Origin of the sequence: Floridaenema flaviceps BLCC-F50, assembly GCF_041929275.2 — a bacterium.
GTDB classification, from domain to species: domain Bacteria; phylum Cyanobacteriota; class Cyanobacteriia; order Cyanobacteriales; family Aerosakkonemataceae; genus Floridanema; species Floridanema flaviceps.
Window position 1 is genome coordinate 3,243,225 of the sequence record NZ_JBHFNR020000001.1, and the last position, 15,407, is coordinate 3,258,631.

A 15,407-nucleotide genomic window follows, 5' to 3' on the forward strand; every position below is an offset into this window, starting at 1 on the left:
TCGCCTAGTCCTGTCTTACGGGTTTACTCTCCGAATACTGCCACCAACTGTATTAATTAGGGGTAGACTAGAGCTTCTTACAAAGAAGGAGATTGTCATCCCTGGTAGCAAGCGGGTTCTATTACTGAATGTGCCTCGCTTTAAAGATTGTACACTGGAATTTGTAATTTTTAGTGGCAATGCGCTACGCGCACGCTACGCGAACGAACCACTAAAAATTACCGCTATCCTTCCCCACCTTCCTAAAAGGTGGGGAAGGATAGCGAGTCGTTCAACAATATTAAAATGCCTTTTACAGAAATGTTGTGTTTTTGTTGGCAATTAATCAGGTGTACAATGAAAGATTACCTAATTTTAAGAGAGGGAACTGAGGATTACAAGGAATTTTTGTCAATAGCTCCGATCGACCCGGCTCCTTCCCCTGACTGCAAATAGGAACTTATACCATAAATTTGTTATAGAATTTATTTAATTAATGTAAATTTAAATAAATTAAATCTAATTTTATGAATTCATAAGAAAAATCAAGTAAAATTATATACAAAGACATATACGAAAAATCTTTTAAGGATGCCAGAGTAGAGCAAATAGTTAAATTTAGCTAAGAGTAACATAATAGCCTATTCGGAGTAATTAGATTAAGAGCATGGCTCACGAAGAAAGTAAAACAACATCTCAGTTAAAAGAAGAAATAGAGGCGGCTTCACTCAGCGCTGAGGAGAGCTTGCTGAATCGAATTGCTACTAAAATCCGTCGTTCCTTGGAGTTACCAGAAATTTTAACAACGACGACGGAAGAAATTCGGGCTTTTTTAAATACAGACAGAGTAAAAATTTATTCATTTCATGCTGATGAGAGTGGGGAAGTAATTGCAGAGTCTATCAATAATCATCGTTTACCTTCTCTGTTGGGTTTACGTTTTCCGGCTGACGATATTCCATACCATGCGCGTCAGATGTTTTTGAAAGCCCGTCAAAGGGTAATTGTCGATGTGGCAGCAGGGCGAAAAATTCTCAGTCAATTAGATTGTCCGCATACGGGAGAAAGCTTAATTTCAGAAGATATCCGTTACTGTCAAGTAGATGAGTGTCATGTAGAATATCTATCGACAATGGGGGTGCGTTCTTCGTTAACTGTGCCAATTTTGCACCAAAATCAACTCTGGGGTTTGTTGGTTTCTCATCATGCAAAACCGCGCCGCTATACGGAAAGAGAGTTAAAAATTGTGCAATTGTTAGTCGATCAATTATCGATCGCGATCGCTCAATCTAATCTACTGTTTCGCGCCAGAAATCAAGCAGAACACGAAGCAACTATCAATAAAATCAGCCAAATTTTACACTCCCCACTGAACATTTTTAAAATTCGCCAAACCGTCCTCGAACAAGCAGTCAAAGTCCTAGATGGTTCTGGTGGCAGATTATATATTACGCCCAATGGCATAGGAGAATCTGCACAAGTTTTTGTTTGTGGTAAACAAGCAAATATACCGGAACTGGAAGAAACTCTGTTTTGGCAAAAAATTATTGAATTAGACAAAAACAAGCAGGCAGAATATTTTAACAAATCTATTTTATCCCAATCTTGGTTACTACCGAAACCAACCATCAAAACTAATTTTTTCCCCAAAGATTCAAGCAAATCTCAAGAGCCAACAAATCTAGAATCTCCTGATAATAAACATCCTGTTTCGCAGATTTATATCATTACCGATATCTACCAAGAACCTCAATTTAAAGAATTAATTCCTGCCTTTAAAAGCACTGGCATTCGCTCTTTGTTAATTGTACCATTGCGATATCATCAACAATGTGTTGGTTGTCTGACAATATTTAGAAATGAAATTGAAACGGAAACATTATGGGCGGGAAGACTCAGAAAAGACAAAAGAAATTCTCGTCCTCGGAGATCTTTTCAAGCTTGGCGAGACGTGAGAAAAGGACAAACTAAAGAGTGGAGTCAAGATGAAATTAAGTTAGGGCAAGCTTTGGGATTACATCTTTATATGGCTGTGATGCAAAAGCGGGTGGAAGATACAATTAAACATCAAGCTTCTCATGATTTACTGACAGGTTTACCCAATAGATTACTATTTAGCGATCGCCTTTCCCTAGAATTAGCTCACCTGCAACAAGGTGGCAAAATGCTGGCAGTAGCGTTTCTCGATTTAGATTATTTTAAAAACATTAATGATACTCTCGGTCACGCTACAGGCGATCAATTATTACGACAAGTTGCCCAAAGATTGCAAGCTTGTTTACGGGAAGGAGATCTAGTAGCGCGTTGGGGCGGAGATGAATTTACGATCTTGTTACCTGGGGTTCAGAGTGCAGAAAATGCTGTTAATATTGTAGAGCGAATTCTGCACGTAATTAGCGCTCCTTTTGACTTTAGCGGTCAAGAATTTTACGTCAAAGCTAGTATTGGAATTGCCTTTGCTCCTTACGATGGTGAAGATGCAGAAACCCTGCTGAAAAATGCCGATGCTGCTATGTATAAAGCCAAGCATAAAGGGCGAAATAACTATCAAGTATATACTCCAGCGATCGGGGATAAAGCCCTAGAACGCATGGTGTTGGAAAATAATTTATACAAAGCCCTCCAAAGAGCCGAATTTTTATTACATTACCAACCCCAATTAGATATAAACACAGGTAAAATTGTGGGAATGGAAGCATTAATTCGTTGGCAATCTGTAGAGAAAGGTTTAATTCGCCCAGATCAATTTATTCCGGTGGCGGAAGAAACGGGACTAATCTATCAAATTGGCGAATGGGTATTAAGAACCGCCTGCGAACAAAACAAACTTTGGCAACAAGCTGGTTTAGCACCAATCCGCGTCGCAGTCAATCTTTCGGCTAGACAATTTCAGCAACAAGACTTGGTAAAAACTATTGCTAAAGTGTTGCATGAAACCGGGTTAGAACCAGACTATTTAGAAATCGAAATTACTGAGAGTATTGCCATCCAAGATGTAGACTTTACAATTGCAGTCTTGCATACTTTAAGAAGTATGGGAATACATATTTCTATGGATGATTTTGGTATAGGTTACTCTTCCCTGTGGTCGCTGAAAAGATTTCCCTTAGATAAGCTGAAAATCGATCGCTCGTTCATTCATGATTTTATCAGCCATCCCAAAGATGCCGCAATTATTACCGCGATCGTTGATTTGGGGCACGCATTAAACTTAAAATTAATTGCCGAGGGAGTAGAAACAGCAGAACAATTAAAATTTTTGCGAGCGATAAATTGTGATGGTATCCAAGGTTATTTCTTTAGTCCCCCTGTCACTGCTCAAGCTGCTACTGAAATCCTCAAGAATCAAACTAAAACCTTACTAAAGTTAGATTATTTGAAAGCCGATCGTTTGGCTTAATTAAGCAGAATCAGGGCAAACGCAATTATCAAGGTTGATGAGCAAATGAACGACCAAGAAGAAAATTTCCAGCAATCAGAAATATTTACTATCCCCGTTGCACCACCGGGGTTTAAATCAGGTTTTGTCGGCATTATTGGTCGTCCTAATGTGGGCAAATCTACCCTAATGAATTTGTTAGTAGGACAAAAAATTGCCATCACTTCCCCAGTAGCGCAAACTACCCGCAATCGCCTACAAGGAATTTTAACCACAGAAAAAGCCCAAATAATTTTTGTCGATACTCCCGGTATTCATAAACCCCATCACCGCTTAGGGGAAGTTTTGGTAAAAAATGCCCAAGTTGCGATGCAATCAGTGGATTTATTGCTGTTTTTAGTGGATGCTTCCCAAGAGGCGGGAGGAGGCGATCGCTTTATTGTCGAACTATTAGAAAAAACCAAAACACCCGTAATTTTAGGATTGAACAAATTAGACCAACAACCCGCAAATTTTCAACCGATTGATGATAGTTACATTCAAATAGCAAGAACTTATAATTGGCCTTTTGTTAAATTTTCCGCCCTCACAAGTGAAGGAATAGAAACACTCGAAGACTTATTAATTAGTAAATTAGAAACAGGCCCTTATTATTATCCCCCGGATTTAGTCACCGATCAACCAGAACGTTTTATTATGGGTGAATTAATCCGCGAACAAATTTTGTTGCTAACTCGCGAAGAAGTTCCCCACTCAGTAGCAGTGACAATTGAGCAAGTAGAAGAAGCGGCAACAATTACTCGCGTTTGGGCAACAATTCATGTTGAACGTGATTCTCAAAAAGGGATTTTAATCGGTAAAGCTGGCGGAATGCTAAAAGCAATTGGTAGCGCCGCTAGGGAACAAATGCAAAAGCTAATTGCTGGGAAAATTTATTTAGAATTATTTGTGAAAGTGCAACCAAAATGGCGACAATCTCGCCTACGTTTGGCTGAATTTGGTTACAAAGTCGAAGAATAACAGCGGGAGAAGGGTTAACGGTTAAGGTAGAATCATAAAATAAAGTATAACGTTCTCCTTAAGCCAGCCAGATCTGATAAATTATGACTCTATCTTCTAAAGTTAAAATATTTGGGGAATTCTTAGAAGAAATCCCTGTTAGTAATGATTATCTCACCTTGAATTTTTCCCCTGCTTCAGCGGCAAGAAAGCGCCGTTGGGAACACAATGGTATATCAGCAGACTTTTTAGGCGACTACTTCGCGGCTTTTTTCCCTGGCGATGCGACTTCAGAGAACAAAATTAATCGGAAAAACACAGTTAAAGGTATAGTCAGTTATATCGCTAATGAGCTTTTAGAGAATGCGGTTAAGTATAGCGATCGATCTGCCAACTTACCAATTACTATTACCCTATATCTGTACGAGCATGAATTGATTTTTCTTGTCACTAATTATGCTCAGGAAATAATCGTAGAAAAATATCAGAAATTTATCTGCGAACTGTTAGATTCCGACCCCGATGAACTTTATACCCGCCAACTAGAAAAAACCGCACTGGGAACAGGAGAATCCAACATAGGTTTGTTAACTATAATTAATGATTATTCTGCTCGCTTAGGTTGGAAATTTGACTACTTAAAGCAAGATTTAAGCATAATTCATGTAAGTGTCATAGCCAGGTTTGATATTTAAAATAAGTCACTAATATATCGGTTTAATTGACGAAATAGCAAATAAATACTATTAACTTGGTGAGGTGAAGACAATTGCTGGAAATAAAAACAGATGACTATCAAATATGGCATAATTCAGAAACATCAACTGTGTTTTTCCGAGGCTTCCTGCGATTGGCTGGAATGGAAGAATATCGACCTGTAATGGAATTGTTAATGAATGTGATTGAGGAAACTCCTAACTTTACAATTAACTTGCAGGAATTGGAATTTCTTAACAGTTCAGGAATCAGTATGCTCTCTATGTTTGTCATCAAGGTGCGAGAAAAAGGTAATGTAAATCTGGTTTTAAAAGGTTCAGATAAGATTCTTTGGCAGACAAAATCCTTAAAGAATTTACAACGCTTGATGCCCGGAATTAAACTAGAATTTAGTTAATGCCAAATCGGAGATAAAATCGCTATTAACTAAAGTTGCTAGTTACATAGATTGTCGGTTAGATCCCCCCTAACCCCCCTTACAAAGGGGGAAACCGGATTCAAAGTGAAATCACTAAAAATGACAAAGAAAAATGGAGCGAGTTTATTTTGCTTCCGAAAGAGTGAGTAAAAACGCTAAATTTTCTTCAGTTTTTAAAGCATGGGGAGCATGAGCAGGCATAAATACAAATACGCCTGGTTCTAAAGTAATATCTTCGCCTTCTAAAGTAAGAATTCCCTTGCCTTCAATCACATTAACTGTAGCATTGCGAGTGGCAGTATGTTCCGAAATTTCTGTGCCACCAGCAAGACAAAACAGCGTGTATTGACAGTTATTATCTTTGAGGATAACTTTACTTAAAACTCCTCCCCCTGGATATTCAATTTGGTCTTTGAGTTGCGTGACAAAAGATGAGGTTGATAAACTTGTAGAAGTCATATGTTCTCCTTTGGTAATTGATGAGTTAATAGTTAATTTCTTTCGGCTACTAAAACGATGTAACCTAAATCTTGCTGGTATTTTTGGAAAATGCGGCGCATTGCTAGAACTCGTTGCCGAATTTGGGAATTAGTTACAATATTCCAGAGAATTTTAGCAACACTAAATAATCCTTCATCCTGAATCATTCGTGGCAGGTTTAGTAATGCCATGCTGCCAGTTTGATGCTGTTTAACTTCTAATCCACCATTAGCAAAAGTAGCAATCCAATTGGCCTGAGATAAAGGTGATGTATCACTTCTAATAACTCTGGCTAGTTCTTGATGGATTTCTGCTTCTCTGTTATCAGCTAACATTTCATGAGAAATAAATTTTCCGCCCGGTTTTAGTTTGGCATGAATTCCATTTAAAATTTTGGCTTTTCTGGGAGCAGATTGCATTGATAAAATTGCCTCAGCAAATACATAATCAAACTGAAGAGAAATTGCTTCTAAGTGGAAAATATTTCCTTCAATAATGGTAATTTTATCTGTTAAACCAGCAGCTTGAATATTAGCACGGGCACGGGCTGCACTAGCGGGATTTTTTTCCACACCTACTACTTTGACACCAAAACGTTGGGCAAGTGCGATCGCGCTATATCCAAAACTAGAAGCTAATTCCAATACAGTCTCATCCGGTTGAAAATTCGCCCATTTAAATAGTTGTTCTGTAGCCGATTTTCCCCCCGGACGTAAAATTTTCTTACCTGCTGCCGCTAGCACCTGATGTCCCGGCGCAGTTTGTAAATTGATTGTTGTCTGTGCCATCTTTGCCACCTTCTCTGTGTGTCTTAACTTCAGTTTGGCAAAAACTCGTTATTAGATCTTTGACTTAGATCAAGTTTCCTAATTCTTCTCAGTGATTCTTGGTACAACACAGTAGAAATACTTAATGTATTAATATTAACATTCCTATACTTTAAATAGCTATGGTAGGTTATTTGAATTTTAGATAAAGTAATATTTTCATGATTTAAATTTTAAGTAAAATATAGTTTAATAGAGTTACCAATGTGACAGTTATTACCTTAAACAGCGCTTTTACTAAAACAGAAGATTCTTGCGAAAGCTACCAATTATGCCCTGCCTCAGCCTAATAGTACTAATCATTTTTTTTATATTTCTCCTGAGCAGTATTTTACTTGCCTGGTTAAATCGCCGTAATGCAGTCAAATTCGAGCGTGCATATCAATTACTGCAAGCAGAGGTAGACGAACGTAAGCAAGTGGAGATAGCGCTGAGGGAGGCCCAGAAGGTATTAAAACAACAAACTGAGCGAGAGAGGATGATTATAGCGATCGCCCAAAATATTCGCCAATCCCTTGACTTAAGCAAAATTCTCAATACCACTGTTGCGGAAGTCCGCCAATTTCTGAATACTGAGAGAGTATTTATTTATCGTTTTGAACCTGATTGGAGTGGTACTATTGTTGTCGAATCCGTAGCCCCCGGATGGACACCAGCACTAGGAACAAACATCCAAGATACTTACTTTGTGGAAACTGGCGGCGAACCTTATCGAAATGGTCGAATTCAGGCAATAGAAAATATTTATACAGCAGGTTTAAACCCATGTCATGTTGATTTATTGGCACGATTCCAAGTCAAAGCTAGCTTGGTAGTGCCGATTTTAAAAGGGCAAGAATTGTGGGGATTATTAGTTGCTTATCACTGTTCAAATCCGAGAAAATGGCAACAGTTAGAAATAGATTTATTAAAGGAACTAGCTACACAAGTGGCGATCGCCATTCAACAAGCCGAACTTTATCACCAATTGAAAATTGCCAACCAAGAATTAAAAAATCTTGTCAACATAGATAGTTTAACTCAAGTAGCAAATCGCCGCAGATTCGACGAACATTTACAACAAGAATGGCTCAGACTTAGACGAGAACAAGCCCCCCTAGCATTAATTTTATGTGATGTAGATTACTTCAAACTTTATAACGACACTTATGGACATCCAGCAGGCGATAAATGTCTGCAACAAATTGCGAAAACCCTGGGGCAAATAACCAAACGTCCCGGTGATTTAGTTGCTAGATATGGCGGAGAAGAATTTGCTATTATTTTACCCAATACACCTTTATCAGGAGCGATTTATATAGCCGAAGAAATTCAGAAAAAAGTTAAAGAATTGGCGATCGCTCACCATAGCTCTAAAGTCAGCAATATCGTAACTTTGAGTTTAGGAGTTGCCTGCATTATTCCTAGCATTTACAGTTCTGCCACAACACTTTTGACCTGTGCCGATCGCGCACTTTACCAAGCAAAAGAACAAGGACGCGATCGGGTTTTAGCTTACTCTAATCAAGAACAATTTAATTTATCTACCCTTGATTTATAACCTTTTGTGATGCTGAGGGTGAAAGATGTCTGAGAAATTTTTCTATCAACTATCGGCAGCGTTAGTGGGTGCAGCGATCGTCTTCGTGCAACCGCAAATAGCTGTACCCCAAACACTCGATGAACAAGCGATCGCAAATCTCGCCAAACTTACTACCGTCGTCATCAACGGTCAAAATCCAGGTTCAGGTGTGATTATTTCCCAACAAGGAAACACATACTACGTTTTAACTGCCAAGCACGTTGTCGCCACCCAAGACGAATACGAAATCGTTACCTCAGATGGCATCAAATATCCTCTAAACTACAGCACCGTCAAAAAATTACCTGGAATAGACTTAGCACTGGTGCAGTTTACTAGTAATAAACAATACTTAGTTGCCCCAGTCAGAGATTCTGACAAAGTAACTCAAGGAGAGACAATTTATATTTCCGGTTGGCCCCATCCAGGACAGGCAATTACCCAACGAATATTTCAGCTAACTTCGGGGAAAATATCCGGGCGACCTTTGGAATCCTTAGAAGATGGTTATGCCTTAGTTTATACAAATATCACCCGTTCTGGGATGAGTGGTGGGCCTGTATTTGATGCCAATGGAGTCGTGATTGGCATTCACGGAAGGGCGGATGGGGAAGAAATTATTAATCCTGAAACTGGGCAAACTATTAATGTTAAATCAGGGTTTAATTTGGGAATGCCCATTAACACTTTTGTGAAATTCGCATCTCAACAGGGAATCAAATTACATTACTTTGGCGATAACTTCTTTGAAAATGAAGTACAAGTTCTCAGCGGACATACTAATGCGGTTACTTCTGTAGAGATTGCCCCAGATAATCGGACTTTAGCCTCTGGAAGTTACGATACGACGATCAAGTTGTGGGATTTGCAAACGGGTAAATTACTACGAACTCTCACTGGGCATTCTAACGTGGTTACAAAATTAGCGATCGCCCCAGATAATCGAACTTTAGCTTCTGCCAGTTCGGACAAAACAATCAAACTTTGGGATCTGCAAACGGGCAAACTGCTGCGAACTCTCACCGGACATTCTGATGTAGTGCGATCGGTAGCTTTCAGTCCAGATGGTCAAACTTTAGCCAGTGGCAGCGATGACAAAACGATCAAGATTTGGAACGTAAATACAGGTCAATTGTTGCACTCTTTAGCAGATAGCGATCGCTATAATCAAGGCTTAGTAGATTACGTACATTTCAGCCCAGATGGACAAACAGTAGCTAGTGGAGAATTGCAAGGATTGATTCGATTGTGGAATGTTCAAACTGGCAAATTGCAGACTACCATAGAAGACGATCGTATTTGTGCTGAGCGAGTATGGTGGGCATTAGCTCTCTCGCCTTTAGGAGAAAAAATTGCAGGTGTTTGTGACAAACAAGATACACTCAAAGTCTGGGATACAAGTACTGGGAAACTACTATATACAATTCAAAAAAATTCTCCTTCTGCCATAGCAATTAACTCTTATGGTCAACTCCTAGCTGGTGTAGATTGGCAAGGAAACATCAATATTTGGAATTTATACAGCGGACAACTGTTGCGTAACAACCGATTACTAGATGCCGAAAAAGGGGATTATGCTCTTTTCACCTCTGTTGCTTTCAGTTCTGATGGACAAACTCTCGTTGCAGGTTCCAGAACTCTCCCTGCATACTTAGGCCCCGGATACATTTATGTTTTCCGACTATCGCGCCAGTGAGTTCTAGCTAGCTATCTGTAGGGTGCGTTAACGCCAGTGTAACGCACCATTCCAAAGTTTTAAGTAGGTAGATGTAAATAAAGTGAAAACCAAGCAGGCAGGATGCCCGCTCCACAAGAAAGCTGTAACTCTTGTGGGGCGGGCATCCTGCCCGCCTCATCCAAAGGCTCCACAAGAAAGCTGTAACTCTTGTGGGGCGGGCATCCTGCCCGCCTCATCCTCATATAACTATTATCACTTTATTTATTTGCATCTACTTAACAATACCAATCCCCAACCTACTGCATTTGCAACAACACTTGTCGCAACACATCTGGGGGAACTTGATCGGTTACAGTCGCTTCACCAATTCGCCTTGGTAAAACAAACCTAACTTTACCTGATTTCACCTTTTTATCAGTTTGCAAAGAATCAATGATTTCCCCAATATCTAAACCTTCAGGCAACTTATTAGGTAAACCTGTTTTTTTAATTAACTCATTTTGTCGTTCCGTCGCTTCCTTACTCCACATCCGTAAATCTACAGCAATTTGACCTGCGGCTACCATACCAATTGCCACAGCTTCGCCATGATTCACTACTTTATAACCAGTCAAACTTTCTACAGCATGACCAATAGTATGACCGTAATTTAATAAAGCCCTTAAACCCGATTCTTTTTCATCTTTTCCAACTACGATCGCTTTAGCTTGGCAAGAATGGGTGAGGATAGTTTGCAACATTTCCTCACTCAAATAACGCAATTGATCTAATTTTTCACATTCTTCTAACTTGGCAAACAAATCTGCATCCCAAATTACCCCATATTTTATAACTTCCGCCATGCCAGCGCGAAACTCTCTGGGGGGTAAAGTTTTCAAAACTTGCGGATCGATTAATACTAATTTGGGTTGATGAAACGCCCCAATTAAATTTTTACCTTGAGGATGATTGACTCCGGTTTTCCCGCCAATTGCCGCATCTACCATCGCTAACAAACTTGTAGGCACTTGGACAAAATTAATTCCCCGTAACCAGGTAGCAGCCGCAAAACCCGCCATATCGCCAATTACGCCGCCACCCAAAGCAACTATTGTGGAAGCACGTTCTAGGCGGTTTTCTAAGGCAGCGTTGTAGATTTTGACGATCGAATTCAATGTTTTGTATTGTTCGCCAGCAGCGAGGTTCAGGGAAACCACCTCAAAGCCAGCATTAATGAGAGATTTAACCGCCCTTTCTCCATAACGCTTAAAAATTACCGGGTTGGAAACCAGCAATACTTTTTTGCCTAAATTCAACGGTTTGCTTTCCTTTCCGTTCATCCAATTGCCCAAATTGTCTAAACTTCCGGGTGCGATCGCTATTTCATAACGATTCTGCGGTAAATTAACATCAATAACGGATTGCATTATCTAAATCCTGACCCAAATACGAGGAACACAAATGGCTGTAGTATCTTACGCGGTGATTTTGCTTGGCGCTTACGCAGTAGCCCTTGGCTTGTTTTTTGCTCTCAGAGCTACCAAGCTAATCTAAAATTTTAGAAATGAGTACGTTGTTGCGCTGTCTTCGCTCTTATCTTAGTAATAAGAGCGCTGAAGCGCAACAACGTACTTAATTTTAATATAAGTAGCAACTTGGGTTAACTAGCTAACGCGGTTTTTCTGGCAGTTGCAGATGATAACTTTCTCTCTTCTGCTAGAAATTCATCTAACTGTCTTTCGATTTCGTCACGTACAATTTGACGATATTCTAAAAAATGCTCGTTGTGAGCACAAACTGTTAAATAATGTTCCCAAACTCCGGGATTGCGTTTGATAATACTAAACAGGTGATGCCAGAATTTCCAGCGAGTTTTCCGTTTTATACCCTGTCGCCAAACTACAATTAATAACGCCCGTAAATCTAACCAACTGGGCATTTTAAATTTAGCTTTCACTTTCGGCGCACCAAGCATCAAAAAACAGCGATAAGTTCTATCTAAAAACTGTTCTGCTTCGTACAAATCCCAAAAAGCCTGCACATATTCCTGGGCAATTTCTGGCAAAGGTCGAGTGGGAATAAAATTCATTAAGCTGGTTTGATTGATGTTAGAATCAATTTTCCGTAAACGTCCCTCTTTTTCTAAACGATGCCAAAGGGCTGTATTCGGTAAAGCTTGCAGCATTCCAAACATTACTGTGGGAATTCCTGTTTGTTCGGCAAACTGGACAATTCGCTTACCTGCACCAGTTTTTTCCCCATCAAAACCAATAATAAATCCTGCCATTGGTCGCAGTCCAGCCCTGGTAATTGCCTGCACTGCATCACTTAAAGAATTGCGCGTATTTTGAAATTTTTTAGTCAAACTCAAGCTTTCTTCATCAGGGGTTTCAATTCCCAAAAATACCGCATTAAAATTGCACTCAACCATCAATTCCATTAGTTCTGGATCTTGCGCCAAGTCTACGGAAGCTTCGGTGTTAAGTTGGAAAGGATAACCATGTTTGGCTAGCCAAACTTTCAATTCTTTAAGTAATAATTTGACATTGCGTTTATTGCCAATGAAATTATCATCAACCATAAACACGCTTCGCCGCCAACCTAATTTGTAAAGATAATCTAATTCAGCTAAAAGTTGTTCTGGCGTTTTGGTTCTGGGTTTGCGACCATATAAAACAATTATGTCGCAAAATTCGCATTGAAAAGGACAACCCCGTGAGAATTGAATTGACATGGAATCATAAGCATCTAATTCCAGTAACTCAAAGCGGGGAATTGGTGTATAACTAACATCTGGTTTTTCCCCATTGGCGTGAAAAGTTCCTGCTTCTACACCGTTTTGAATTGCTTCAACAAACATGGGTAGGGTAATTTCCCCTTCATCTAATATTAAATAATCTGCCCCTGCTGCTAGTGCTTCTTCTGGTAAAGATGTGGGATAAGGGCCACCAACTGCTACTTTTTTACCCCGTTGTTTTGCGGCGTGAATTTGGGCAGCAAAGTCTTGTTTTTGGACAATCATTGCTGATATAATTACTAAATCTGCCCATTCCCATTCGGCTTCGGTGACAGACCTAATATTGCGATCGACTAACTTAAATTCCCACTCCTGCGGTAAAATAGCCGCTACTGTTACTAAGCCTAAAGGTGGTAATAAGACTTGGCGATCGACCAATTCTAAAATCTTCTCATAAGACCAAAAAGTTTTCGGAAACAGGGGATAAACTAACAAAACCTTCATAAATATTCCTCCTCAAGTATGTTGTTGCGCTGTCTTCGCTCTTATCGAGAGTAATAAGAGCGAAGACAGCGCAACAAAGTACTAATCTTAATCTCAATTATTATAACTAGCAACTTGCGTTAGTAGTTACTACAAAATAGCTTTATTGCTCTTTATCCTCAAACGCTTGTCTGTAATCTTTAAGTCGGTTTTCCACAGTTTTGGATGAGTTATAGTTCATTGAGTTAGGTGCAATTTTACGGGGTTCACCAATGCCGCTGGTTTTTAGCACATCTTTAATAGTGGAACAATACACTGGTAAACCAAAGGTAGCTGGATTAATCGCATTTGTGTAGGTAAAATGGCGATATTCCAAACAAAATCTATCCCAAGCTGCCATTTGAATGCGAAACAACCCAATTAAAATATCAGCCAACCAAGGAGATAGATTTAGCCGGAAAAAAATGGGTTTTCGCAGATATTCACAAGCTTCTTCCACTGCTTGATTGACAGTTGTTGGTTGATTTCCTAACACAAACCAGTTTTTTTGTTCTCGACTTGGGGGATTTTTCACCAAGTACAAAACTACTTGGGCAATATCTTGAGCATGAATGAAGTGGAAACTGCCGTCAGCTTTGAAAAATCTGATGTAATTAATCCATTTTTTCAACCCTGGTAAACCAGAGGAAATATGCGAATAAGGATGTTTAGCATCTCCTCCTAAAACTAGGGTAGGAAATAGGGTGGTAACGCGATCGGCAATTGGTAATTTTGATATTCTTGTTAATCCTTCGTACTTGGAACGGATATACTCAGTGCCTAATTCCCTAGCTTCTTTGAGTAAGTGATTGTGTTTATCCAAAAGGCTAGCTGTGGAGAAATAAATTACCTGTTGGCAAACTTTGGGATCGAGGTAATTCAGCAATTGTAAGGTTTTAAAAACATTAACATCTAAGGCTTCTTGCTGACCACCCCAAGCTGCTGCGGTTAAAATTGCACAATCCATTGTTTTCAGCATTTTTGCCAAGCGAGAAATATATTTCATATCTCCTTGGACAATATTTACCCCCGATCGATAATTGCAGTCAATTATTAATTTTTTGGGATCTCTTACCAAGAGAAACAATTCGTGTTCTGTTTCTTTAATTAGTGTTTCGGCAATATATTGACCAATGCAGCCGCTAGCACCAGTAATTAAAATTCGTAAGCAATCTTTATTTGGTTTAGTTGGTGCAGTTTCAGAGGTGAGAGGCAAAGGTGATCCAACAGAAGAGTTAATTGCCTCAGCAACTTTAGCTGTTTGGGCAACTTTTAATTCCGGTTTTTCCTGAATTTCTCTTATTTCAAATTCCGCAGGCTGAATTTCCGGGGAATTTGACTCTCCGGTTTCTTGAATTTCCCCGGTTTCGTCCGTTTCAGAATCAGTCAAATCTAGGGCTGATTGAATTTCGATCGCCTCCGATTCGACTACCGGAATTTCAGGAGAACTTGACTCTCCGGTTTCTTGAATTTCCCCGGTTTCGTCCGTTTCAGAATCAGCCAAATCTGGGGCTGATTGAATTTCGATCGCCTCCGATTCGACTACCGGAATTTCAGGAGAACTTGACTCTCCGGTTTCTTGAATTTCCCCGGTTTCGTCCGTTTCAGAATCAGCCAAATCTGGGGCTGATTGAATTTCGATCGCCTCCGATTCGACTACCGGAATTTCAGGAGAACTTGACTCTCCGGTTTCCTGAATTTCCCCGGTTTCGGAAGTTGCAGAAAATGTCAAATCTGGGGCTTGTTGAATTTCAATCAACTCCGATTCAACTACCGGAATTTCCGGGGAATTTGACTCTCCTGTTTCTTGAATTTCCCCGGTTTCGGAAGTTGCAGAAAATGCCAACTCTGGGGCTGACTGAATTTCGATCGCCTCCGATTCAACTACCTGGATGTTGGGAGAAATTGACTCTCCTGTTTCCTGAATTTCCTCAGTTACTAAACTCTCTAAACTAGCATCTGAAGTTATTGCCTCAGATGCTTTCGAGTCATTAGATTCTGCTACAGAAATTTCAGGAGAATTCAACTCTAGGTTTTCCTGTTTGTCTGGGTTGTTTGTCTCTCCTGCTAGAGAATCACCTATCACCTATCACCTCTGAAATTCTATCTTCTATTCAATGCCCCAATTTTA

12 protein-coding genes are annotated in these 15,407 nt (G+C 39.7%); 7 read left to right on the forward strand and 5 right to left on the reverse strand.

The features are described 5' to 3' along the window. Positions 1-646 precede the first annotated feature (646 nt). The 4 genes from ACE1CI_RS15630 (at position 647) to ACE1CI_RS15645 (ending at position 5,471) form a co-directional block, all read left to right on the forward strand. The gene (locus ACE1CI_RS15630; RefSeq protein ID WP_413266025.1) at positions 647-3,379 is read left to right on the forward strand and encodes an EAL domain-containing protein; all 2,733 of its coding nucleotides are present in this window, start codon (positions 647-649) and stop codon (positions 3,377-3,379) included. Positions 3,380-3,424: 45 nt separating this feature from the next. Further along, on the forward strand, positions 3,425-4,378 hold the full coding sequence (era, locus tag ACE1CI_RS15635; RefSeq protein ID WP_413266024.1) for a GTPase Era: 954 nt from the start codon (positions 3,425-3,427) through the stop codon (positions 4,376-4,378). Between the two features lie 83 nt (positions 4,379-4,461). Then, positions 4,462-5,052 carry a slr1658 family protein gene (locus ACE1CI_RS15640; protein WP_413266023.1) on the forward strand — a complete coding sequence of 197 codons (591 nt, stop codon included), beginning with the start codon at positions 4,462-4,464 and terminating at the stop codon, positions 5,050-5,052. A 77-nt stretch (positions 5,053-5,129) separates the two neighbouring features. Beyond that, positions 5,130-5,471: a slr1659 superfamily regulator gene (locus ACE1CI_RS15645; protein ID WP_413266046.1), complete on the forward strand. Its 342-nt coding sequence runs from the start codon at positions 5,130-5,132 to the stop codon at positions 5,469-5,471. A 144-nt stretch (positions 5,472-5,615) separates the two neighbouring features. On the opposite strand, the gene ACE1CI_RS15650 is transcribed toward ACE1CI_RS15645, so the two are convergent. Both ACE1CI_RS15650 and ACE1CI_RS15655 read right to left on the reverse strand, forming a co-directional pair. Then, positions 5,616-5,951, reverse strand: a complete 336-nt coding sequence (locus ACE1CI_RS15650; protein ID WP_413266022.1) for a cupin domain-containing protein — start codon at positions 5,949-5,951, stop codon at positions 5,616-5,618. Between the two features lie 32 nt (positions 5,952-5,983). Further along, on the reverse strand, positions 5,984-6,760 hold the full coding sequence (locus tag ACE1CI_RS15655; protein ID WP_413266021.1) for an SAM-dependent methyltransferase: 777 nt from the start codon (positions 6,758-6,760) through the stop codon (positions 5,984-5,986). Positions 6,761-7,070: 310 nt separating this feature from the next. On the opposite strand from ACE1CI_RS15655, the gene ACE1CI_RS15660 reads away from it, so the two are divergent. Then, entirely contained in the window at positions 7,071-8,339 is a 1,269-nt protein-coding gene (locus ACE1CI_RS15660) for a GGDEF domain-containing protein (protein WP_413266020.1), read from the forward strand. 25 nt (positions 8,340-8,364) lie between these two features. Then, complete coding sequence (locus tag ACE1CI_RS15665) at positions 8,365-10,056, forward strand: trypsin-like peptidase domain-containing protein (protein ID WP_413266019.1); 1,692 nt, start codon at positions 8,365-8,367, stop codon at positions 10,054-10,056. A 278-nt stretch (positions 10,057-10,334) separates the two neighbouring features. Here the strand turns inward: ACE1CI_RS15665 and aroB are convergent, their stop codons facing one another. Then, positions 10,335-11,444 (reverse strand): 3-dehydroquinate synthase, encoded by a 1,110-nt coding sequence (aroB, locus tag ACE1CI_RS15670; protein WP_413266018.1) that lies wholly within the window; start codon positions 11,442-11,444, stop codon positions 10,335-10,337. Between the two features lie 34 nt (positions 11,445-11,478). Here aroB and petL point away from each other — a divergent pair, with 34 nt between their 5' ends. Beyond that, positions 11,479-11,571 carry a cytochrome b6-f complex subunit PetL gene (gene petL, locus ACE1CI_RS15675; protein WP_413266017.1) on the forward strand — a complete coding sequence of 31 codons (93 nt, stop codon included), beginning with the start codon at positions 11,479-11,481 and terminating at the stop codon, positions 11,569-11,571. A gap of 106 nt (positions 11,572-11,677) precedes the next feature. On the opposite strand, the gene ACE1CI_RS15680 is transcribed toward petL, so the two are convergent. Both ACE1CI_RS15680 and ACE1CI_RS15685 read right to left on the reverse strand, forming a co-directional pair. Next, positions 11,678-13,258, reverse strand: coding sequence for a B12-binding domain-containing radical SAM protein (locus ACE1CI_RS15680; protein WP_413266016.1), 1,581 nt, complete (start codon positions 13,256-13,258; stop codon positions 11,678-11,680). 142 nt (positions 13,259-13,400) lie between these two features. Continuing rightward, on the reverse strand, positions 13,401-15,362 hold the full coding sequence (locus ACE1CI_RS15685; RefSeq protein ID WP_496615501.1) for an NAD-dependent epimerase/dehydratase family protein: 1,962 nt from the start codon (positions 15,360-15,362) through the stop codon (positions 13,401-13,403). Positions 15,363-15,407: the final 45 nt, after the last annotated feature.